16 protein-coding genes and 2 pseudogenes are annotated in these 20,774 nt (G+C 65.8%); 8 read left to right on the top strand and 10 right to left on the bottom strand.

Going from position 1 to position 20,774, the window contains the following annotated elements; genetic code table 11:
* Both RWR81_RS08745 and RWR81_RS08740 read right to left on the bottom strand, forming a co-directional pair.
* Positions 1-356 (bottom strand): annotated as a pseudogene (locus RWR81_RS08745) (hypothetical protein); the annotation flags it as partial.
* A gap of 515 nt (positions 357-871) precedes the next feature.
* The gene (locus tag RWR81_RS08740; RefSeq protein WP_314456915.1) at positions 872-2,533 is read right to left on the bottom strand and encodes a cell wall-binding protein; all 1,662 of its coding nucleotides are present in this window, start codon (positions 2,531-2,533) and stop codon (positions 872-874) included.
* A 501-nt stretch (positions 2,534-3,034) separates the two neighbouring features.
* Here RWR81_RS08740 and RWR81_RS08735 point away from each other — a divergent pair.
* Positions 3,035-4,114, top strand: a complete 1,080-nt coding sequence (locus RWR81_RS08735; protein WP_314456913.1) for a type I restriction enzyme HsdR N-terminal domain-containing protein — start codon at positions 3,035-3,037, stop codon at positions 4,112-4,114.
* Positions 4,115-4,633: 519 nt separating this feature from the next.
* Here the strand turns inward: RWR81_RS08735 and RWR81_RS08730 are convergent.
* The 4 genes from RWR81_RS08730 to RWR81_RS08715 form a co-directional block, all read right to left on the bottom strand.
* Positions 4,634-5,593: an HNH endonuclease signature motif containing protein gene (locus RWR81_RS08730; protein WP_314456911.1), complete on the bottom strand. Its 960-nt coding sequence runs from the start codon at positions 5,591-5,593 to the stop codon at positions 4,634-4,636.
* 204 nt (positions 5,594-5,797) lie between these two features.
* A complete protein-coding gene (locus RWR81_RS08725; RefSeq protein WP_314456910.1) occupies positions 5,798-6,541 on the bottom strand; it encodes a cupin in 744 nt (247 codons plus the stop codon).
* Positions 6,538-7,347 (bottom strand): ABC transporter, encoded by an 810-nt coding sequence (locus tag RWR81_RS08720; protein WP_314456908.1) that lies wholly within the window; start codon positions 7,345-7,347, stop codon positions 6,538-6,540. Before RWR81_RS08720 ends, RWR81_RS08725 begins: the two co-directional genes overlap by 4 nt.
* Entirely contained in the window at positions 7,344-8,099 is a 756-nt protein-coding gene (locus tag RWR81_RS08715) for an ATP-binding cassette domain-containing protein (protein ID WP_314456906.1), read from the bottom strand. Before RWR81_RS08715 ends, RWR81_RS08720 begins: the two co-directional genes overlap by 4 nt.
* 130 nt (positions 8,100-8,229) lie before the next feature.
* Here RWR81_RS08715 and RWR81_RS08710 point away from each other — a divergent pair, with 130 nt between their 5' ends.
* Complete coding sequence (locus tag RWR81_RS08710; protein ID WP_314456904.1) at positions 8,230-9,210, top strand: histidine kinase; 981 nt, start codon at positions 8,230-8,232, stop codon at positions 9,208-9,210.
* Positions 9,203-9,904, top strand: coding sequence for a response regulator transcription factor (locus RWR81_RS08705; protein WP_314456902.1), 702 nt, complete (start codon positions 9,203-9,205; stop codon positions 9,902-9,904). The genes RWR81_RS08710 and RWR81_RS08705 overlap by 8 nt, the downstream gene beginning before the upstream one ends.
* Positions 9,905-9,965: 61 nt before the next feature.
* On the opposite strand, the gene RWR81_RS08700 is transcribed toward RWR81_RS08705, so the two are convergent.
* Both RWR81_RS08700 and RWR81_RS08695 read right to left on the bottom strand, forming a co-directional pair.
* Positions 9,966-11,135: a bifunctional glycosyltransferase family 2/GtrA family protein gene (locus tag RWR81_RS08700; RefSeq protein ID WP_314456917.1), complete on the bottom strand. Its 1,170-nt coding sequence runs from the start codon at positions 11,133-11,135 to the stop codon at positions 9,966-9,968.
* A gap of 202 nt (positions 11,136-11,337) precedes the next feature.
* The gene (locus RWR81_RS08695; protein ID WP_314456900.1) at positions 11,338-12,372 is read right to left on the bottom strand and encodes a phosphodiester glycosidase family protein; all 1,035 of its coding nucleotides are present in this window, start codon (positions 12,370-12,372) and stop codon (positions 11,338-11,340) included.
* A 640-nt stretch (positions 12,373-13,012) separates the two neighbouring features.
* Here RWR81_RS08695 and RWR81_RS08690 point away from each other — a divergent pair.
* From RWR81_RS08690 to RWR81_RS08680, 3 genes are read left to right on the top strand one after another with little or no spacing between them, the layout of a single operon-like run.
* Positions 13,013-14,185, top strand: coding sequence for an ABC transporter substrate-binding protein (locus RWR81_RS08690; protein WP_314456898.1), 1,173 nt, complete (start codon positions 13,013-13,015; stop codon positions 14,183-14,185).
* Positions 14,185-15,360 carry an iron ABC transporter permease gene (locus RWR81_RS08685; RefSeq protein WP_314456891.1) on the top strand — a complete coding sequence of 392 codons (1,176 nt, stop codon included), beginning with the start codon at positions 14,185-14,187 and terminating at the stop codon, positions 15,358-15,360. Before RWR81_RS08690 ends, RWR81_RS08685 begins: the two co-directional genes overlap by 1 nt.
* The gene (locus tag RWR81_RS08680; RefSeq protein WP_314456875.1) at positions 15,357-16,133 is read left to right on the top strand and encodes an ABC transporter ATP-binding protein; all 777 of its coding nucleotides are present in this window, start codon (positions 15,357-15,359) and stop codon (positions 16,131-16,133) included. The genes RWR81_RS08685 and RWR81_RS08680 overlap by 4 nt, the downstream gene beginning before the upstream one ends.
* A gap of 36 nt (positions 16,134-16,169) precedes the next feature.
* Here RWR81_RS08680 and RWR81_RS08675 read toward each other — a convergent pair whose 3' ends face one another.
* Positions 16,170-17,228, bottom strand: coding sequence for a tetratricopeptide repeat protein (locus tag RWR81_RS08675; RefSeq protein ID WP_314456873.1), 1,059 nt, complete (start codon positions 17,226-17,228; stop codon positions 16,170-16,172).
* Positions 17,225-18,625, bottom strand: a complete 1,401-nt coding sequence (locus RWR81_RS08670) for an AAA family ATPase (protein WP_314456870.1) — start codon at positions 18,623-18,625, stop codon at positions 17,225-17,227. Before RWR81_RS08670 ends, RWR81_RS08675 begins: the two co-directional genes overlap by 4 nt.
* 140 nt (positions 18,626-18,765) lie before the next feature.
* Between RWR81_RS08670 and RWR81_RS08665 the strand changes: the two are divergent.
* Both RWR81_RS08665 and RWR81_RS08660 read left to right on the top strand, forming a co-directional pair.
* Positions 18,766-20,071 (top strand): annotated as a pseudogene (locus RWR81_RS08665) (multidrug effflux MFS transporter).
* A gap of 480 nt (positions 20,072-20,551) precedes the next feature.
* Positions 20,552-20,774 (top strand): Hsp70 family protein (locus RWR81_RS08660; protein WP_314456868.1); only part of this gene is annotated, 223 nt, incomplete at its 3' end.

The raw sequence follows: 20,774 nt of genomic DNA, 5'->3' as shown, positions 1-20,774 counted from the left end.
GTGCTGGGGTCGGCGGCCTGGGTGGCGTCGGTGGTTGGCTTGGTGCTGGGGTCGGTGGCCTGGGTGGCGTCGGTGGTTGGCTTGGTGCTGGGGTCGGTGGCCTGGGTGGCGTCGGTGGTTGGCTTGGTGCTGGGGTCGGCGGCCTGGGTGGCGTCGGTGGTTGGCTTGGTGTCGGGGTCGGCGGCCTGGGGCGCGTCAGTGGTTGGCGCGGTGGTGGCTTCGGCGGTCTCGGAGACGGTGGCTTCGCTTCCCTGGTGGGCGGAGTCATCACTCTGGGCTAGGGCTGCGGGACCTGCCAGCCCCATGAGCGTCATTGCCGCGAGTGTGCCAATCATGTACTGGCCTGTGCGCTTCATCATATCCTCCTTGAGGAAAAGATCCTCATCTTTGTGAATGCTTCCGTCTCAACCGGCCGGTCAACAGTCTTGCCTGACCTTTTCTCCGGAGGGCGGATGCAGAAAATATACGAGGATGCGACAGCGTTATCATGCCCGAAATACCTAGATTGTGCGTCAGTTTGGTTAAGTATCTGATGTCTGCTGAGATGGTTATCTTTCTGATTTGTTGTGGGGGCATATGAAATATCGCCCGGTTGATTATGTTGTCCAGATATCACGGAGAGCCAAGGGGTGGACCGATAGAACCGGACCGCTGCAGGGGATGATGACGAAGGACTGTGTGGGGCCTCGGTCTCAGAACCCCGACTGTTGCGAAGTCTTGATGCAGAACCGTTGCTCAACCGCTGGGGCGTAGTAGCCCGTGGGGCCCCAAGCAGACGGTTCTGCGTGGGACCCCACGGGCATGGACCTCAGTCAGTTGTCGGTGAGGCAAGCCGGCTGAGGCTCATTCAGTTGTGTTGTCTGCGGTCAGGTCACCGCTTGGCGGCATGGTAACCGGCGGCTTCGGCTTGCGCGTCGGTGGAGAAGCATGCCTCGGGCTTGGTAACGTCGTAGGACTGGTTCCACGGGTGGTGGTAGATCATGCTGCTCGCATTGCCCTTGATCCGGGCCCAGTCGGGACAGCTGTAGCCCCCGTTGTTGACGGTGATCCATCGACCGTTGCCGTCGAACTTGTAGGTCCATCCGCGGATCGTTCTGGTGGTGCTGACCAGCATCGCGCCGCTTCCATCAACGTAGAAGGTGTCCTCGATCCAGGTGTCAGCGGCCATCGCACCGCCGCTGTTGAAGTAGTACCAGGTGCCGTCGATCTGCTGCCAGCCGGTGGCCATGGCCCCGCCGGCGCCGAGGTAGTACCAGGTGCCGCCGATCTGCTGCCAGCCGGTGACCATGGCGCCGCCGGCGCCGAGGTAGTACCAGGTGCCGTCGATCTGCTGCCACCCGCTCGCCATGACTCCGTTGCCGTGGAAGAAGTACCAGGCGCCGTCGATCTGCTGCCAGCCGGTGACCATGGCGCCGGTTCCGTCGACGTAGTACCAGCGGCCATCCGGCGAGATCCACTTCCCGGCAGCCATTGCGCCGGAGCCCTCGAGGTAGAACCACTGTCCGCCGTCGGAGACCCAGGTGCTTGAGCGCATGGCGCCAGTGGTGTCGAAGTTGTACCAAGAACCGTCAACCCGTACCCAGCCGGTAGCCATCGCCCCGTTGCCGCTCAGGTAGTACCAGTGGCCGTTCGGCGAGATCCAGCCGGCGCTCATGACGCCGTCGTCGTTGAAGTGGAACCAGGCGCCGCTGATTTGCTTCCAGCCGGTAGCCAGGTCGCCGTCGGCGTTGGCGTAGTACCAGTGGTCACTCACTTGCTTCCAGGTGCTCGCGCTCATGGAACCGTCGTCGTTGAAGTGGTACCAGCTCGCCCCGACCTTCACCAGACCGATGGACTTGGCGCCGACTTCGTTGGCATAGAACCATTTGTCGCCCAGGCGCAGCCACGTGCTGGTGGCGATGATGCCGGAGCTCTGGACGTAGAAACTGAGTCCGTCCTGGTCGATCCACCGGTTGGCCTGCATGACGCCGTCGCTGTCGAAGTAGTACTCGGCGTTGTCGACGTTCTGCCTGCCCGTGAGAGCAGCGCCGTGGGCGTCGGTGTAGTACCGCTTGCCATCCAGCTGCAGCCACGTGCTGGTCTGCAGGGTGCCGTCGGCGCCGACGTAGTACCTGCGTCCTCCGTCGGGAACCCAGGTGTTGGTCTTCTTGACGCCGTTCTCGTAGTAGTACAGCTTGCCGTTCTCCTCCCGCCATTCCTTCTTGGGCTCAGCAGGCGGAACAGATGGCTTGTCTGAGGGAGTGGCATCTTCAGAAGGCGCGGCGCTCGGTGCCTCACTCGGTGAAACAGCGGGTGCGGGAGACTCGGAGGGCTGTGCGGAGGGCGCTTCGCTTGCCGCCACGGGTGCCGGGGGAGTGGCGGGAACGGTTGGTGAAGCCTCGGCCGGGGCGACCGGCGGAGTTGCTGGTTGCTCGGCGACGACGTCGCCTGCTGGGGGTGTGGTTGGCTCTTCAGCGAGAGCGGTGGGACTGGCAAGTCCCATGAGCGTCATCGCTGCAAGCGTGCCGACTATGGATCGACAGGAGTGCTTCATAACTTCCTCCTTGAGGGCACGGTCCTCAATCGTGTGAACGGTGCATCCACCACTGTTTACCTGTGCACAGTCCTCGCCAAGTGCATACGTCGAGGTGGGTGCCGAGTAATTTTACTGTGCTACTACTTTGGTGGAAGAGGTTGAAGTTCCTAAAAATGTTTCATTTCGGTCAACATATACTCGTCAGGTGAATTATTCTGGCTCGCGGAATGCCTATCCTCTGCGGGGTGCAAGAGCGGGCTGACGCGTTTGTGGGTAACCCGATACTTGGAGGCTTATTCACAGGGCGAGGCAAGCGGTCCCTGGCCCGGGCAAACGCAAGTGTTCGTCGTGGCTGTGAATAATCCTCTTGATCTATCGAAATGTTTCAAGTTCTATACGTAAATAACAATATGCAAACAACTCCGGGATGTGTGTCGAAATATATAGGGGAAAAAGTGACTGAGATCTAGGATGTCGGAATCGATGAGGTTGTTGCTCCGAGACAGTCAGTGAGGACTTATGTCATTCGAAGATGCATTGCTCAACATAGCGAATCGTGTACAAGACTATGCTGGTTCGCTTGAGACGGAAGAAGCTACCAAAAATGCCATCATCATGCCCTTCATTCAAAGCGTTCTAGGTTATGATGTCTTCAATCCGGATGAGGTGGTACCTGAATTTATTGCCGATGTTGGTAGTCGTAAAGCAGAAAAAATCGACTATGCAATCAAGCGTGAAGAATCTATACAGATTCTAGTCGAAGCCAAAAAGATTGGTGAACCCCTATCTCTTGAGCACGCCAGTCAGCTTGTTCGTTACTTTTCAGTTTCCAATGCGCGAATCGGCGTTCTGACTAATGGAAGATATTGGCAGTTCTATACTGATTTGGATAAGCCAAACATTATGGACTCTAGGCCATTCCTCCGCTTGGATCTCATGAATGTCGATACCTACATTCTTCCAGAGCTGAAAAAACTCACCAAGGCGACTTTCGATCTTGATTCGGTGTTGACGGCGGCCGAAGAACTCAAGTATGTGTCTTCTACGAGAACCGAGATCGCCCAAGCTTTCAGTGATCCTGACGCTGATTTTGTTCAACTGTTTGCGCGTCGCGTGTACGATGGTGCACTGACCGCGAAGATGCGAGATTTCTTCCAAGGGGTTGTGGAGAAGGCGTGTAGGCAGTTCCTTGCGGAGCAAGTTAATGAACGCCTGAAAAATGCTCTCGCCGAATCTACTTCTGTGTCAACGGGAAGTGAAAATGAGGTGTCTCGAGTAGATGTTGATGTCGAGGATAAAAAAGATGGTATTGTAACTACCGAGGAGGAGAGGCAGGCGTACATGATTGTCCGCGCAATTGTGGCTGCGGAGATTCCATTGGAACGTATCGTCGATCGCGACACCAAGAGTTATTTTGGTGTTCTAGTTGACAACTCGAACCGCAAGCCTGTGTGTCGTTTTCATTTTAATGGGAAGAGTAAGAAGTACCTTGGTCTGCTTGATGAACACAAGGCAGAGACGCGTCACGAAATTGAGCGACTGGAAGACATTTACCAGTATGCTGAACAGCTTCGCGAGGCCGCATGTCGTTATCGGTGAGGTTAGCTGAGTAAGTGGAGGGCGAATACTTACTGGTAGCGACGCTAGCTGCATCGGCTGCCGTCGGTGCCTGGGTCTGGATGGTCCAGGCACCGATTGCAGTCTCCAGTCGGTGCCGGCCGGGCATGACGGCAACAGGCTCTCGTTGACCATCCTTCATTGTTCCGACGACAGTGAACCAGGTGGGCCTGCCGACGCGATGGAGCAAGTCGGCTCCCTCGGGCTCCACTGCCAGATGGTCCATGACGACGTCGAGTGCTGCTCTCCAAGTCTGCATCTCGATCCCTGTCTCGGCGTGCGCGCGTAGGAGGTCCGCGACGAGCAGCATGACATCGTCTCGGTCGGCGTCGTTCGTGGGGTGCCAGTGCTTGCCGATGATGACGGCGAGGCGATCGGCATGTTCAAGAGCGGCCGTCTCCGCTTCGGTTGCGATGTCGCGTGGATAGATCACGGTGGGCTCCTTCGAGTGGTAGAAGTCCATTCTCTGGAACCATGCGTAGCTTGCCGGAAGCTTTGAGTCTATCGGGGCGTTTGAGTCTCTGCCCTGAGGAAGTCGTCGAAGTGCTCGGCAAGACGATCGCCATCAGGATGCATCTGCTTGGAGACCGGCACGTGTGTGAGGGAGTGGCCTTCGAATCTCAGCAATCCGGTTTGCAGACGTGCGGTCTCGATGCTCTTCGCTCTTGTTGCCACGTGGATGCGGCGGTCGGCGTCGATTCCGAGGAGGTGGCGGTCGTAGGCGGTGTGGTGGAGCCTGCACAGTGCCAAGCCGTTGCTGACCTCAGGGACGCCGGCTTCCTTGGAGTCGGCGATAATGTGTGAGGCTTCCAGGAGCTGTGCGTGTGGAAGATCGCAGACTGCGCAGGAGATCTGGTAGGCGCTGAGTACGTGTTCCCGGAAGTCGTGCTGATGGATACGCTCCTTTGTCCACCTGGAAACGTACTTCTTCTCGATCTTCCCAGAGTCCTTGTGATCTGAGGAGGATGGTGTCGTCTCGTCGATGGCGATGATGAACTCTGTGTTTCTATTGTCAATGTCGACGATGTAGGCGGGGAATCGGGCGTAATAGAATAGCGTTGAAGGGGTTGATTTTATTCCTACGAGCCAGGCGAGTGGATAGCGGCGCTGTGCAGCCACTTTCATAGCGTCATTCGCCCACTTCTTCGTCTCTGAGAACTTATAACGAAGTAGTCCGCTGTCGTCAATTCGATCGGCGTATGGTGCTTCTTTTCCTGGTGTTGGGGCTGCGGTTTTGAACGTCAGAGCTGCGGCAAAGGGTTGCGGCTTCCAAATTCCCTGGGACTGATGGGTGAGGTGGAAGCGATGGCCATGCCAGGAGAATCCCTCCATCAACTCCTTATGAGTCAAGAGTTCATGGCCACTCATCTGCTGCGCCTCGAACCACTGCATGGCGGCGAAGTGTGCGTCGCGCTCCTCCGCAGGAGTAAATACTTCCCTGTCCATGGTGGCTTCCCTCATGAAGTGAGCGGGTGAGATATGGGGTGTGCCTGCTTGCAGTGGCAAGGCGCTTAGGCGGAAGTGTAGCGAGTTGGAACGGTGCTGAGTGATCTGGGTTTACTCGGCAAGGGACAGGGGCGGGAGCGTCCTCACTCGCTCCCACCCCCGGCCCACCCCCCGGCTTTGATGGGCGGCGGCAGGCTCGTACTCGTGGCTTACCGATCCTCACGCATCCGCCCGCACCAGCCGGACGATGCCGGCCATCTGAGCGGCCGTCGTCCAGGCCAGAATGATGAGCCCGGCAGAGGCGACGTCCGCCCGCGATGCGTCCTCCGCCAGCCAGATCTGCCCCGCCTGGCCCGGGAGCCAGCGGGCGGCGTCGCCCAGGAACACGGCCAGCTGCGGTACCAGAATCACCAGCACCACGGCCGCCGTGGAGGCTCCGATGACGCTGCGCAGTGCCGCACCGAGCCCGGCCGCCAGCAGCAGCACCGCCGTCAACCAGACCACGGTCCTTCCGCCGGCCCACAGCGCCGTCGCCGACATCGTCGGGCACGCCGCCAGGCTCACCCCGACCAGGACGCTCGCCGCCACCAGCCCCGTAACGGTCAGCACCATGAGTCGTGCCGCCGTCAGCCGCTCACGCGCCGGCGTCACCAGCAGACTCGTCATGCCCTGCGCCGTGGAGTGCTCCGCGCCCGCCGCGGCCACACCGGCCGCCACGAAGCCGATCTGCACCGCCAGCGTCCACATCGGAGCGATCTCCTCGAATCCGAATCCCCGCTCATCCTCCACGTTCTGCAGGACCGACATCACTGTGGCGACCGCGGCCGTGCCCGCCACCGCCGCTGACCACCACATCGCCGGCAGCGTCACCACCTTCAGCAGTTCCGCGTGCAGCGCACGCCCCCAGGCTGTCGTCACCCCTGCGGTAACCCTTACCCTGCTGGTCGAACCGGCTCCGCTCATGCGTCCCGCCTCATCCACACCCAGCAGCACACCGCCGCGCACCCGCCCGCCCACGCCGCGCAGACGGTGGCCGCCATCGGGATCGACAGCAGCTCGACCAGCCGGTCGTAGTTGAGTGTCGTCGGGTTCGCAATGAGCCGCACCGCCGCGGTATCCGGCAAGAATCGGGCAGCATCGATGGACTTGATGAGCAGCACCCCCGGCGAGATCATCGTCGACATCGCGACGAGGACCGTCATTGACACCAGCGCGCTGCGCGTCGCCATCGCCAATGCCATCGACGCCATCGCCGAGAACACCCACCACGTCAGGATCCCCGTCAGCATCCACCACGGCACCGGATCGAAGGGCACACTCGACCCCAGCAGGTGCCGGCACAGCGCGAAAGTCTCTGCCCACGCCAGCGCCAGCAGCACCGTCGCAGCCCCCAGCACGACGGTCAGTTTCGCGGCCACCGATGCCCCGCGCCGCGGCTGCACCAGCATCGTCGTCGCCACCTGTCGAGGAGCGCTGGAGGCCCCGCTCGTGCGCGGATCACTCGCGTACTCGCTGACCACAACACTCACCGCCAGCACCACGATCCCCGTCGTCCCCACGTACAGCCCGATGACGCCGACGTTGCCCAGCTGCGCAGGCGCACCCGGGTCGCCGGCCGCCAGCCGCGCCGCCAGGTCATGATCCGTGTAGTACTCGATCAGGAGCGGCAGGACGATCGCCAACGCCGCCCCCAGCCAGGCTCCCGGCAGGCCTACCGTCTTGCGCGCCTCCGCCTTGAGGGAGCGCACCAGCGTCGTCGCCGCGCTCATGAACGGGCCCCTTCCCCGTGTCCGGCCCGGCCTGCCCGACCGCCGGCCCCGCCCCCGCTAGGAGACGTTAGGGAGAAGAAGGCCTCCTCCAGGCTCTTGTACCCCGCCGCGACCTCCTCCAGCGCCCCGGCGGCCCGCACCCGCCCACCGGCGATGACAACGACGTCGTCGGCCACCTCGCCCAGCTCGGCCAGAACATGACTGGACAGCAGGACCGTGCCCCCGGCACCGGCCCTCTGCCGAAGCAGCGTGCGAATCCACCGAATCCCCTCCGGGTCCAGGCCATTGACCGGCTCGTCGAGGACCAGCACCTCCGGATCGCCCAGCAGCGCCGTCGCCAGCCCCAGGCGCTGTCCCATTCCCAGGGAGAAGGTGCGCACCCGCCGCCCGGCCGCCTCACCGAGGCCGACGAGATCCAACACTTCCGTCACCCGACGCCGACTGATGCCCGCGCCCGAGGCCACCCAACCCAAGTGACCACGAGCCGTGCGCGAGGGATGCGCGCCCGAGCCGTCGAGCACCGCCCCCACCGTGCGCAGTGGCTCGCGCAGCTCGCGGTAGGTGCGCCCGCCGATGAGCGCCCGCCCTCCGTCGGCCCGGTCCAGTCCCAGCAGACACTGCAGGGTTGATGACTTCCCGGCGCCGTTGGGGCCCACGAAACCGGTGACGCGGCCCGGACGGGCCTCCAGGTTCACGCCGTGAAGCACCTCCCGCGTCCCGTGCCGCTTGACGAGGTTCTCAATACTGATCATGGGCCAACTCCAGCGCGCCGAGCGGCAGCGCGCATCGGCCGCCAAGGCGAGGCCTCCCCGCCTCCTCAGACCCAGGTCCGTCAGACCCTGGTTCGATGAACCGCCCGTACCGCCTTCCTAGACTGTCCGGGTGCCAGCCCCCGACGTCCCACCGCGCCACTCGCCACTCGGGCGCGCCATCACCGGGCTGACCGTGGTTGTCGTCGGCCTGGGCACCATGGTCGGTTTCTCCCCGACTCCTTCTCGACACGCCCAGATGACGGTACTGCTCATCATGGCCGGACTCGTCGTCGCCTCCCTGTGGCTGCGGCGGCGCGACCAGCGTGCCTACGAGCGGCGCCTGGCGCAGGAGACCGCCGCGCGCGCCGTCGCCGAGGACCGCCTCGTCATCGCCCGAGAGCTGCACGACGCCGTCTCCGGCAACCTCGGTGCCATCACCGTGCGCTGCGCCGTGGCCCAGCGCCTCGAGACCACCCCCGACGGACTGCGGACCGCACTCGACGACGTCGAGACCGCCTCTCACGAGGCCACCGACGCGTTGCGGCGCATGCTCGCCGTCCTGCGCGACGAGAGCAGGCCCCCGACGCCCGGAGCGGTCATTGCGGCCTCGGCGACCGCTGCGCCCTCAGCGGAGGGCGTACCGACGCCGAAGACCGGCATTCCCGACAACCTCACCGAGAGTCTTCATGAATCGATCGACCGGGCCGGACGAACCGGTGTCGCCGTCGAGCTCGATGCCGTTGTCGGGACAAGTGCAGGAGCGGCCGCCATCCCGGACTCGGCGGCATCCGATCTCCTCCCCGCCCCGGTGGCGCAGGCCGCGGTCCGGGTCGTGACCGAGGCCTTGGCCAATACCGCCCGCCACGCCGGCCCCACGCGCGCCCGCGTGACCCTCCGTCGGGAGCCGGGACTGCTGCGCATCGCCGTCGTCGACGACGGGCCGGCGACCGGCTGGGAGCCTCACCCCGGGGCCGGGCAAGGTCTGCGCGGACTCCACGAGCGCCTGACAGCATTCGGCGGGACCCTGACTGCCGGCCCCCGCGCCGACGCGCCCGGCTTCGCCATCGAGGCGACGCTGCCCGTTGAACCCCACAGGAGTCCCCATGACTGAGGGTGTTCCAGAGCCGGAAAGCGCCTCCATCCGGGTCCTCATCGCCGAGGACCAGGCCCTCCTGCGCACCACGCTGGCCGCCCTGCTCGAGGCAGAGCCCGGAATGTGCGTCGTCGGCCTGGCCGAGGACGGCGCTCGCGCGGTCGCCCTGGCCGCCGAGCTGCGTCCCGACGTCGTTCTCATGGACATCCAGATGCCCGGACTGACCGGCATTGAGGCCACTACCCGGATCTGCGCCGACCCCGCGCTCGCGGCCACGCGCGTCCTCATCCTGACCATGTTCGAGATCGACGACTACGTCCTGGGTGCCCTGCGCGCCGGCGCCTGCGGATTCCTGCTCAAGGACACCGACCCGCAGTCCCTCGTCGACGCCGTGCGCACTGTCTACGAGGGCCGGTCGCTGCTCAGCCCCCAGGCGCTGTCCCGCCTCGTGGCCCGTCTGCCGAGCACTGCGACAGCCGGAGCCCCCAGCAGCACCCGGGTCGGCGCTGTTGAGACCCTCACGCCCCGCCAGAGTGAGGTGCTGCTGCTCATTGCGCGGGGCCTGTCCAACACTGAGATCGAGTCCGAGCTCGGTATCACCCGGGCCACCTGCCGCAGCCACATCACCGCGCTCCTGGCCCGCCTGGGCGCCCGCGATCGCGCCCAGCTCGTCATCGCCGCCTACGAGTCCGGCCTCATCAGCGCTCGCTGAGGTCCGCTGGGGCGAACTCGAGGAGGAAGGCGGCGCCGCGCCGACCTCGACGGTGCCGGTCTCACCCCCGCTCTTTGAAGACCAGCCGGCGCTGCGCCACATAGCTGGCCACGTAGATGGCCCCGTCGCCGAGGATCTTGGCGATCCCCAGCGGGATCCCGATCGCGGTGAGCGCCTTGAGTGCGACGTAGCTGGCCGCCATCAGGCTCACAGCCAGGATCGCGTAGCGCACCGCTGTACGCACCACGGTGCCGCGCCGGGCCTTGAAAACGCGGCGGTTCATGAAGAAGTTCGCAGTCCCGGAGACCAGCCGCGCCCCCACGACGGCCGCCAGCAGGTTTCCGGTCATAGCGAAGATGACCATGACACCCAGCCAGTCGATCCCGAAGCTCGCCAGCGATGTCCCCATGAACCGCAGCAGTGGGGCGTAGATCCGCGCCGAGTCCTGCAACGGCCGGAAGTGCGAGGAGGTGTTGCCCGGCTCGTAGACCGTGGTGATCTCTACCTGTTCCACCACCAGCCCCAGCTCGTGGGCACGCAGCAGGGTGGAGAGCTCGTACTCGTAGCGGTCGCCGGGCACGCTCTGCAACCAGTTCAGGTGCCCGGCGGGATAGCCGCGCAGGCCCGTCTGGGTGTCGCCCAGTTTCCAGCCGGTCGTGCTGCGGAACAGCAGGGCGGTCACGTCATTGCCGATCCGGCTGCGCAGCGGCACTGGCCCGGTGAACCGCCGCACCCCCAGGGTCATGTGCCCGGTCTCGCGTACCCGCGCGGCCACGGCCTCGATGTCCGACGGCGTGTGCTGCCCGTCGGCGTCGGCGCACACCACGTCCGCATCGGGCCAGGTGACAGCCGCATGGGCCAGGCCCGTGCGCAGCGCCCACCCCTTGCCCCGGTTGATCGGGTAGCTGACCACCTGGGCGCCGCGGGCGCGGGCGGCGGCGAAGAAGGGTTCGTACTGCGGACCCGAGCCGTCGTCGACGACGAGCACCGCGCAGTCCCGGCGCACACCGCGCAGGCGGGCCACGAGCCCGGCCAGACGCTCATCGGGCTTGTAGGCCGGGACGAGGACCACCAGCGTGACCGTCGCCAGGGGACGAGGCGCGGTGGTGGCCCTCGGCGCCGTCCGGTTGACGGCGGTTCGGCGTGCTGGGGCGACGATCCGGGGCAGGACGCGCGGCGAGGTCGTCACGGCCGTGAGGCTGCCGGCAGCCCGTGCCGGCGAGTCTCCCATCCGACGGGGCGCCTCGCCCACGATGACCCGCGCGGTGGCCTGCTCGCTGCCGCCGGAACGGCTCAGCCGTGTTGTCGGGTACGCCGTCGGATAGGACTGCGGGTACTGCTGGTAGACGGAACGGCGTGTGACCTTTTGCGCGGTCGTCGCCGGGGTCCTCGGGGACTGGGAGGTGCCGGTGAGGTTGTCGGTGCTGCTCATCTCAGGATCCGTTCGCGATGTAGAGGATGTCGGAGGTGTCGCGCTCGCCCCCGTTGGAGGGTTGGTTGATGATCGTGCCGTTGAAGTACATGGCCGATGAGCCGCCGCCGTCGATGTTGTAGGCGCAGGCGCACCCCAGGTCGGCCATGATCTGGGCGAGCTCGGTCATGGTCACGCCGCGCGAGTAGCCCTCGCTGCGGCCGTCGACGACGACGAGCTTCACGTGGTTCGTCCCCACCCACCCCACGGCGGTGCGCGGCTGCCTGCCCTGGATGGAGTGGTTGCCGACGTTCGTGTCGACCTCGACCTGGTCGATGCCGGAGAGCACCTGACCGTTGTTGACCAGGGCCGGCCCGAAGGACAGCGTGTTCCACACGCCCGCGTCCAGGAGCGTCTGGGCGTTGGTGGTGGTCTCGTCGTAGACCTCCACGCGTCCGTCGGTGTAAAAAGCCATGCCGTCGCGCTTGGGGCTGTCGCGATAGATGACGCCGTTGCGGATGAGGATCCCGTCGCTGCGGAAGCCGTAGTAGTCGCCGTTGATGGCCAGGACGGCGTTGTGCTCGGAGGCGATCGTGGTGGGCTTGGCGGTGATGTTAGTGCCGTAGGAGTTGTTGGCGAAGGCGCTGCGCAGGTCAGTGGCGTTGGTGAGCTTGACGTCGGCCACGTAGTAGGTGACGGTGTCGCTGCCCGATCCGGTGGCGACCTGTTGGATCTCGATGCTCGTGTTGGACGAGGAGTAGGAGTTCTCGCCGACTGTCACGTTGGTGGCCGGGGTCGCCGAGGAGTTGGCGGCGGCGTTCTGCGCCTTGGCCTCCAGGGCGGCGACATCGTCGACCTCGACGTGGTCGATGACGAAGCGGTTGAGTGCCCAGGCGCTGGTGCCGGTGGCGGCCAGGCCCAGGACGGCGGCACCGCCCAGGAGGAAGCGGCGGCGCGGATGCTTGCGGGACTTCGAGGAGCGGCCGCGCCGACCGGACTGGTGGTTCTGGCCGGTCTGGGGAGGCTCGGTCGGACTGAGGGGGTTGGAGCTGTGCATGGCTCAACCGTGTCGAGGCCGTGTGTGCCAGGCGTAGGTTGGCCTTGTGGGTCTCCTGTGAAACCGCGGACGCATTTTGGTCCGTGACCGTGGGCGTCGCAGGTGCAGTCCGCTGGGCCTCAGGTGCGTCCACGAGTCCCTGGGCGCCTCCGAATCCGACAGGCCGTTCGCAACAGGCACTGGACGAGCGGGAAAACCGAGCGCGATGTCATACGCAACCCGCGCAAGCACCTCCCGTCGGCCGTGACGCCCCGGCCACCACGGTCTCCGCCAGCGCCCGAGCGTTCCCTGCTGTCATCGGTGCTGCCGGGGTCTACTCCACGAGGATGGGGGACGCACTGGCCAGGAGTTGACCGCACTGCACGAACCTCCGCCTCACGTGGAGTGCACCTGCACCTCCTCCAGTGGGCCCCAAGGCTCGTGGGGTGCGGACAGGCTTCGCGACGAGTGGTGAATCCACCCCGCACTGAGCCCGCACCACCCGCCGGCGCAGCTCTGTCGCTGTGCCAACCATCCATATGATCTGCGAACTGTTTGTTCAGACTTACCAAAATAAGGATGCTTCTCTTGTTAAATTAATTGAGGTTGACCTAATGTCCTCGGTGGTTCGTTTCCGCCCTCGCCTCACCGAAGGACTCCTATGCGCCGTCGTACCCTGCTCATGGCCCTCCCACTCACCGCCGTCCTCGCCAGCTGTGGAGTCACCTCCCGAGCCGGTAAGGGCTCCAGCGGCAGCACTTCCGCGAGCGCGTCAGGCGGCGGCTTTGAGGTCACCGACATCGTCGGCCGCAAGGTCACCTTCGACGCCCAGCCCAAGAACATCGTCCTGAGCGAGTCCCGCCACGTCTACTCCCTCGCCTTCCTCAACAAGGACAACCCCATCGACAAGGTGGTCGCCTGGGGCGAGGACCTCCAGAAGGCCGCCCCCGACTTCTACGAGAGGATCGTGGCGGTCTCCCCCAAGGCCGCCGAGCTGCCGACCATCGGCTCCATCGCCAAGGACGGCCTGCCTATCGAGACCCTGGTGCAGTACCAGCCCGACGTCTTCGTCATGACCCTGGACGTCTACAACTCCGCGAAGGAGAAGGGCTATCTCGACAAGCTCGACGGCCAGCAGATCAAGTACGTCGTCACCGACTTCCGACGCGACCCGGTCAAGAACACCGTCCCCTCGGTCACCCTTATGGGTGACCTCTTCGACAAGCGCAAGGAGGCCGAGGCCTTCGTCTCCTTCTACAAGAAGCAGGTCGACCCCATCGTTGAGAAGGTGAAGTCCCTGACCGCCAAGCCCACCACGTTCCTGTGGCGCGGCCCGGGTATCAACGATCCCGGCTCCACCTACTCCACTGCCAACCTGGGGGCCATCGTCACGGCGACCGGCGGCACCAATATCGCCGACAGCCTCCTGTCCGGCGAGGAGGGCGTCCTCACCCCCGAGCAGGTCATCGCCTCAAACCCCCAGAACATCATCGCCACCGGTGGCGAGTGGCAGCAGCAGAAGATCAAGGACACCGCCCAGACCAGCTACGTCCACCTCGGCTACAAGGCTGATGAGGCCTCCGCCAAGGCCAGCCTGGAGCAGCTGAAGAACCAGCCCGGCTACGACCAGATCCAGGCCTTCGTCGACGGGCGCGTCTATGGCGTCTACCACCAGTTCTACGACGCCCCCTACAACTTCATCGCCTACCTGACCTTCGCCAAGTGGCAGAACCCCGAGGCCTTCTCCGACATCGACCCCGACGCCGTCTGGAAGTCCTTCCATGATGACTACATGCCCTGGAAGGCGGAGGGCGTCTTCTTCACCTCCATCTGATGGGACTACCCAACGCCAAGGCCACTTCCGACGACGGTGCCGCCCGCCATTGCAGCGGTTCCCGGGAGCTGGATGACGCCGCGTCGACGACGGAGACCGGTGGGAGGGCCGGTGTACCCGCGGACACGGTGGCGTCGGCCTACGCCTCCTACCGTCGTCGGACCCTGCGGCGCATCGCGATGCTGACGGGGTTGACCGCCCTGCTCCTGGCCGTCTTCCTCGCCGCCCTCATGGTGGGGCCACTGGGATTCAGTCCGGCTCAGGTGCTCGGCTCCATCTTCTACGCCGACTACGACCCCTGGGTCGCCAACATCGTCATCAACCTGCGCCTGCCCCCGGCGCTCCTGGCGGTCCTGGTGGGCGGAGCACTGTCCCTGGCCGGCGTCCAGATGCAGACGATCCTCGACAACCCCTTGGCCGAGCCCTTCACCCTGGGGATCTCGGCGGCCTCCGCCCTCGGTGCGGCACTGGCGATCGTCACGGGCCTCGTGCTGCCCGTGGCCACCGGGGCCACCCTGCCGATCGTGGCGATGACAGCGGGACTGGCGGCCTCCCTGACCATCGCGATGGTCTCCAGGCTGCCCTCGGTGACCAAGGAGATGACGATCCTGTTGGGCATCGCCCTGGTCTTCAGCTGCCAGGCGCTCCTGGCGCTCGTGCAGTACCGGGCCTCCACTGAGAGCCTCCAGCAGATCGTCTTCTGGTCGATGGGCTCACTCATGCGCGCCACCTGGCCGGCCGTGGCCACCGTATCGGTGGCCCTGCTCGTGGCCACGCCCGTGTTCTGGGTCAACGGCTGGCGCCTGACCGCCATCACCCTGGGGGAGGCGCGCGCCGCGGCCATGGGCATCAACGTGGCACGCCTGCGCGCCTGGACCCTGGTCGGGGTGGCACTGCTGGCCGCCCTGTCCGTGGCCTTCGTGGGGATCATCGGCTTCGTGGGGCTCGTGGGACCGCACATGGCCCGCGGCCTGGTGGGGGAGGATCAGCGCTTCCTCGTTCCCGCCTCCATCCTGGCCGGCTCCACCCTGCTGACCGCCGCTCATGCCGCCAGTCAGGTCATCGTGCCGGGGGTGGCCGTGCCCGTCGGCATCCTGACCGCCCTCGTGGGTGTTCCGGTGTTCCTCACCATCATCTTCGGGCGCCGGCGCTCGGCGGTCAGGAGTGGATCATGAGTCTGATACTGGACGATCTCACCTTCTCCTACGGTCGGCGAGCTGTCCTCAAAGGGGTTGATGCCACCTGGGAGACGGGACAGATGGTGGGGCTGCTCGGCCCCAACGGCGCCGGCAAGTCCACCCTGGTCACCTGTGTGGCCCAGCTGCGCCGCTACCTGGGGGAGGTGACCTTCGAGGGGCGTCGGGGGCGGGACCTGCGCGGCATGATCGGCTACATGCCGCAGGGCCTGCCCGGCGACGCCGCCCTGACCGCCCTGGAGTCGGTGCTCACCGCCTCGCGGCGCGGGATGACCTGGCACACGAGCCGCGCCGACATCGACCTGGCCTGGGGCGCCCTGGACGAGCTCGGCGTGGCCGAGTTGGCCGACCGGCCACTGGGCCAGCTCTCCGGCGGGCAGCGCCAGCTCGTGGCCCTGGCCCAGACGCTCGTGCGCGAGCCCGGACTCATCCTGCTCGATGAGCCCACCTCCGCCCTAGACCTGCGCCGCCAGGTCTCGGTGCTCTCCCACGTGCGGCGGATCTGTCATCGGGATACCGGCCGCCTCGCCGTCGTCGCCCTGCACGATCTCAACCTGGCGGCCCGCTTCTGCGACCGCCTCGCCGTCCTGGCCGACGGGGTGGTTCTCGCCGAGGGGCCGCCTACCGAGGTCCTCCAGCCCGGCACCCTCGCCGAGGTCTACGGGCTGCGGGTGCGGATCGTGCCCGACGGCGACCACGTCATGGTCGCCCCTGAGACCGACCAGGACGCCCGAGCCGACCGGCACCTGTGACGCGGCCTGCTGATCGCCGACTCCCCGGCCGGTCCGTCACTGCATCTTGAGTCGGGCGAAGATCCAGGTGCTGATCAGGAGGAGGAGTCCCACTCCCAGGGCGCCGGCAAGGATGACGATGCCACCCAGGAGGAGCTGGATGGCGCCGACCCCGAGGGCAACCCACGTGATCAGGAGCAGCAGTGCCCAGGCGGTGGAAAATCGCTGACGCCGGATGAAGGAACGCGCCATCAGCCGGCCGCGGCCGGCGAATGCGAGGCGAAGCGCCTGCACCCGCCGCCCGACCGCTCGGAAGGTGAGGCCTGCACAGATGGATAACGGCAGAAGGAGAAGCCAGTTGGGCAGGTCCGCCAGCCGTACCAGAACCGCGGACATGAGCATGAACAGGGCGCACGCGAGCATACCGTAGTGAAGGGTGAAGACAGCCTCGTGAAAGAAGTCGTCGACGGCTGCCCGTGCCTCGCTGGGATCCGAGGCCTGCGTGGTGTAGGAGGCAATCGCCCTGGCCGCACCGACATGGTCTCCACGTTTACTGCGCACCCACGCAAGCCGGAAGAGTGCGTGGCTGTACGTGGGATCCAGGGCGAGGGCCTCCTGCAGCGACGCTTCCGCCGCTGCAGGGTCCTTATCCATCTGAGCCGTCGCCAGTGCCATATGGTTGCGGGCCTGTCCCGGTGCCAGTCTCACTGCCTCGCGGGCGTAGAACAACGCCTCCTCATCGCGATCCAGACTGGCCAGCGCCGTGGACATGAGGAAGTGCAGAAAGTCGTCCTCCGGGGCCAGTTCCAGGGCTGTTCGCAGCGGGCGCTCCGCCTCCAGCTCCTTGTCCTGGTAGAGCAGGGCATGGCCCAAAAACCGGTGCGCGTTGGGATTATCCGGTAGTGACGCGATCGCTCTGCGAGCCGCGGCCTCGGTATCCTTCATCCGGCCTGCCTTGGTGTGGGCGTATGCCAGAGCGATATAGGTGTTGCCGGCGTTGTCCGGGTGCCTGGCGAGCAGACCGGAGAGGATCTGCATGGCCCGCTCGTCCTGACCGACCTCGGCGAACCACTCGGCCCGCTGAATCTCCCGATCGTATGCGTCGTCCTCAGTCATAACAGACGGTGCCGTTTCATCCACTCGCGCAGATCGGTGTACTCCCCGGAGGCGTCGGCGTACTCGACGACGGCGCGCGCGGTCTCGAACCAGGGGCCAGTCGAAGGGCGGATCTCCTTCAGGGCCGCGTACATGTCCTGCATGGTCATGAGTCGGGGTCGGCCAATGCGCACCGAGTCCATGAGCGCCTTCTCCGCGGCGCTGTCGCACAGGTGCGACAGGTCGGCTCCGGTCATCCCATCGGTTGCCCGTGCCAGGGCCTGCAGATCGATACCCTCCACGGGGCGCTCACGCAGGTGAGTGTGCAGGATGGCGGCGCGCGCCGGCTCGTCCGGCGGCAGGACGAGCAGGGTTCGGTCGAGTCGCCCCGGCCGGCGCAGGGCCGGATCGATGTCCCAGGGGGCGTTGGTGGCGGCCAGGAGGTAGACGCCCTCGTTGTTGTTGCCGACGCCGTCGAGCTCCTCGAGGAGCTGGTTGATGGTATTGCGCATACCCGAGTGACGTGACAGCGAGCGTTTGATACCGAGGGCGTCGATCTCATCGAGGAAGAGGACACAGGGGTTGTTGTCTCGTGCCTGCTGGAAGATGTTGTGAAGATTGGCCTCAGACTTGCCGATGAAGGGGTCGAGCACGTCGGAGATCGCGACGGAGAGGAATCCTGCCCCCATCTCACCGGCGATGGCTCGGGCGATGAAGGTCTTGCCTGTTCCCGGCGGACCATACAGAAGCAGCCCACCGCGCAGGCTCTTGCCGTAGAGCCGGCGCAGCTCAGGGTTGCGCATAGGCGCCAGGAAAGAGGCCTCTAGCCGGTTCTTGACCTCGGTCATGCCGCCGACGTCCGCCAGGGAGATGCCTACCCGCTCCACCTCCCAGTCCGCCGGGTCACCGATGCCGTCGGCTCTGACCGGGACGGGAACGGGATGGGTCGGGGTGGACTCGGAGGACACGAACGGTGCGGCCGGCCCATCGCCGAGGTCCTTCTCGGCCTGACCCCAGTCGAAGTCGTCTGCGCCTCCCGACGTCGTCGAGTTGCTGGGTGCCGGAGTCTCCGACGGCTCGGGTGCCGACAGGTCGGGGGCTGTCGAGGAGCCTGTGGCCTCTTGTTGGGCTTCAACCGGACCCGGGGCACTGACCGCAGGGTTTGTCGCCGCTCCTGACGCTGGCCCCGCTGCCTGCCCGGCGGGGACCTGCGCGGCTCGAGGGGAGAGCGCCCTGGTCATGAGGGACCGGGCGGAGTCGTCGGTGGGAGCGTGCTGGAGGGCGATGGCGCAGTGCGTGACCGCCTCGGCGCTGCGGCCGGCCTCGATGAGGAGCTCGGCCAGGTGGGTGCGCAGCCGGACGTCGTCGGGCGCGGCCTCCACGGCGCGTGTCAGAGAATCGATGAGCAGGTCTGTCACCCGCTTAGTCTAGGGGCAGGAGGTGACACGAATACCGGCGCAGACGTGTGGTACTCGTCCGTTCCGCCCGCCGGCGCTGTGCACGGCGTCATGTGGTCGCGCACTGACGCACGGGCCGGAAACCTCCCTATTCTCGGGTGATGACATCATTGCCGGGCGCTCCCGCCGACGGCGGGCTGAGAGCCTCCTTCCCCGCCCCGCTCCTCATCGCCCTGGCCGCGCTCGCTGCCGTCGCGCCCCTGGCCATCGACGCCTACCTGCCGGCTTTCGCTCAGATGGCCGACGACCTGGGAGTATCCGCCTCCAGCGTCCAGCTGACGATGACGACGTTCCTCGTGGGCATCGCGTTGGGGCAGCTGACCATCGGGGTCCTGTCTGACCGTGTCGGCCGGCGTCCCCCTCTGCTGTGGGGCAGCGTGCTGGCCCTGGTGGCGAGCGTTGGTGCCGCCCTGGCCCCGAGCCTGCCCATCCTCCTAGGGGCCCGCTTCCTCCAAGGGCTCGGAGGTGCGGCCGGCATGGTCCTGGGCCGGGCGGTCATCTCCGACCGTTCCCGCGGGATCACCGCCGCCCGTGCTCTCAGCGTCGTCATGGCGATTCAGGGGATCGCCCCGGTGGTGGCGCCGATTCTCGGGGGCGTGCTCGTCGAGCCCGTCGGGTGGCGCGGCATCCTGGGGGTCGTGGCAGCCTTCACCGGGGTGCTCGTCATCATGGTGGCCCTCTGGGTACCCGAGTCCCTGCCTACAGAGCGGCGCCACGACGGCGGCCTGCGGATCCTGCTCGACGGCACCCGTGAGCTGGCCCGCGACCATGTCCTCGTGCGCCTCCTGCTCATCAACGCCCTGTCCTTCGGACTGCTCATGGCCTACCTGTCCGCTGCGCCCTTCGTGCTGCGCAATGTGCTGGGACTGGGGGCGGTGGCCTACACGGCGGTCTTCGGCCTGTGTGGGGCGACGGTGACCGTGACGATCGGTGTGGCGGCCTCCCTGGTGCGCCGCTTCTCTCAGGTTCGCCAGGTGAGGGGCGGGCTCATCTCGGTGCTGGTGGTCGACGTCGTCTTCGCCGCGGTCTGTCTCATGTGGCTGCGTGAGCCGGTGGCGGGAGCCTCGCGGATGCCGCTGCTGGTGGCGGTTGCGGCGCTCTTCGTGGCGCACGTGGCCTGTCTGGGATTGTCGATGGGTAACGCGCCGGCGCTTGCGCTGGACCGTACCGGCCGGTGGGCGGGGACCGGCTCTGCGCTGCTGGGCTTCCTCCAGTTCGTCGTCGGCGGGCTCGTCAGTCCGCTGGTGGGGCTGACCGGTGAGGCCAGCGGAGTGGCCTTCGGTGTCGTCATCGTGGGCGTCAGCGTCATCGCCAACATCCTGGCTCTTCGGCCTTCGCGAGAGGGGCGAGAAGCAGCGCCTGGCCGCTGAGGAGGCCGAGCGCCGGCAGTGCCGTCTGGGCCAGTGATGGCTCCGGCCGGCTGAGGGCGGTCGACTCCAGTCGTGACACTTTCGGCGGATTCGTCGGTTGCGGGCGCGAGAGTCTTGTCATCGTTGCCAGAAGCGGCGAGGTCAGCTGCTCTGATGGTGCCAGGCGCGTATTGCACGAGTTCGGGGTGCTACTGGCTGGGAGCCGGGTGTATTCCACGAAGGTCCGGATCTCGTGCCGTGTGCACAGGCCTTGGCGAGTACACCCCCAACCTCCTGCAGTAAAGGGCCTGAAGGGACCCCGGCTTGCGATGCTGCGGCCGTGTCGCAGGTCACTCACTCCTTCTGGAATGGAATCCGGTCGGCTAGGGTTGAGCCAATCAGACTCAAGGTTGGGTGTTGTTGAGTTGACAGAGTTCGACTCAACCACAATCCTGAGTGCATACGACTCAACCTGAAGGAGCCGGAACCCCGGCCCTCACTGCAGACATCAACCAAGCAACCACAAGGAGCACACCACATGGCACGCGCTGTCGGTATCGACCTGGGTACCACCAACTCCGCCATCGCCGTCCTCGAGGGTGGCGAGCCCACCATCATCCCGAACGCCGAGGGTGGCCGCACCACCCCCTCCGTCGTGGCCTTCTCCAAGTCCGGCGAGATCCTCGTCGGTGAGATCGCCAAGCGTCAGGCGGTCACCAACGTCGACCGCACCATCTCCTCGGTCAAGCGCCACATGGGCA

Source organism: uncultured Actinomyces sp. (assembly GCF_963526355.1).
Classification (GTDB): Bacteria; Actinomycetota; Actinomycetes; order Actinomycetales; family Actinomycetaceae; genus Actinomyces.
Note: the sequence above shows the minus strand (reverse complement) of the source record. Positions and strands in the feature narration are given on the sequence as shown.

Coding starts and splice junctions, on each gene's coding strand:
- RWR81_RS08730 (WP_314456911.1), bottom strand. CDS start 5,593: ATGAGGGAAGCCACCATGGACAGGGAAGTATTTACTCCTGCGGAGGAG.
- RWR81_RS08685 (WP_314456891.1), top strand. CDS start 14,185: ATGGGACTACCCAACGCCAAGGCCACTTCCGACGACGGTGCCGCCCGC.
- RWR81_RS08675 (WP_314456873.1), bottom strand. CDS start 17,228: ATGACTGAGGACGACGCATACGATCGGGAGATTCAGCGGGCCGAGTGG.
- RWR81_RS08690 (WP_314456898.1), top strand. CDS start 13,013: ATGCGCCGTCGTACCCTGCTCATGGCCCTCCCACTCACCGCCGTCCTC.
- RWR81_RS08725 (WP_314456910.1), bottom strand. CDS start 6,541: ATGAGCGGAGCCGGTTCGACCAGCAGGGTAAGGGTTACCGCAGGGGTG.
- RWR81_RS08735 (WP_314456913.1), top strand. CDS start 3,035: ATGTCATTCGAAGATGCATTGCTCAACATAGCGAATCGTGTACAAGAC.
- RWR81_RS08680 (WP_314456875.1), top strand. CDS start 15,357: ATGAGTCTGATACTGGACGATCTCACCTTCTCCTACGGTCGGCGAGCT.
- RWR81_RS08700 (WP_314456917.1), bottom strand. CDS start 11,135: ATGGGAGACTCGCCGGCACGGGCTGCCGGCAGCCTCACGGCCGTGACG.
- RWR81_RS08740 (WP_314456915.1), bottom strand. CDS start 2,533: ATGAAGCACTCCTGTCGATCCATAGTCGGCACGCTTGCAGCGATGACG.
- RWR81_RS08715 (WP_314456906.1), bottom strand. CDS start 8,099: ATGATCAGTATTGAGAACCTCGTCAAGCGGCACGGGACGCGGGAGGTG.
- RWR81_RS08695 (WP_314456900.1), bottom strand. CDS start 12,372: ATGCACAGCTCCAACCCCCTCAGTCCGACCGAGCCTCCCCAGACCGGC.
- RWR81_RS08720 (WP_314456908.1), bottom strand. CDS start 7,347: ATGAGCGCGGCGACGACGCTGGTGCGCTCCCTCAAGGCGGAGGCGCGC.
- RWR81_RS08705 (WP_314456902.1), top strand. CDS start 9,203: ATGACTGAGGGTGTTCCAGAGCCGGAAAGCGCCTCCATCCGGGTCCTC.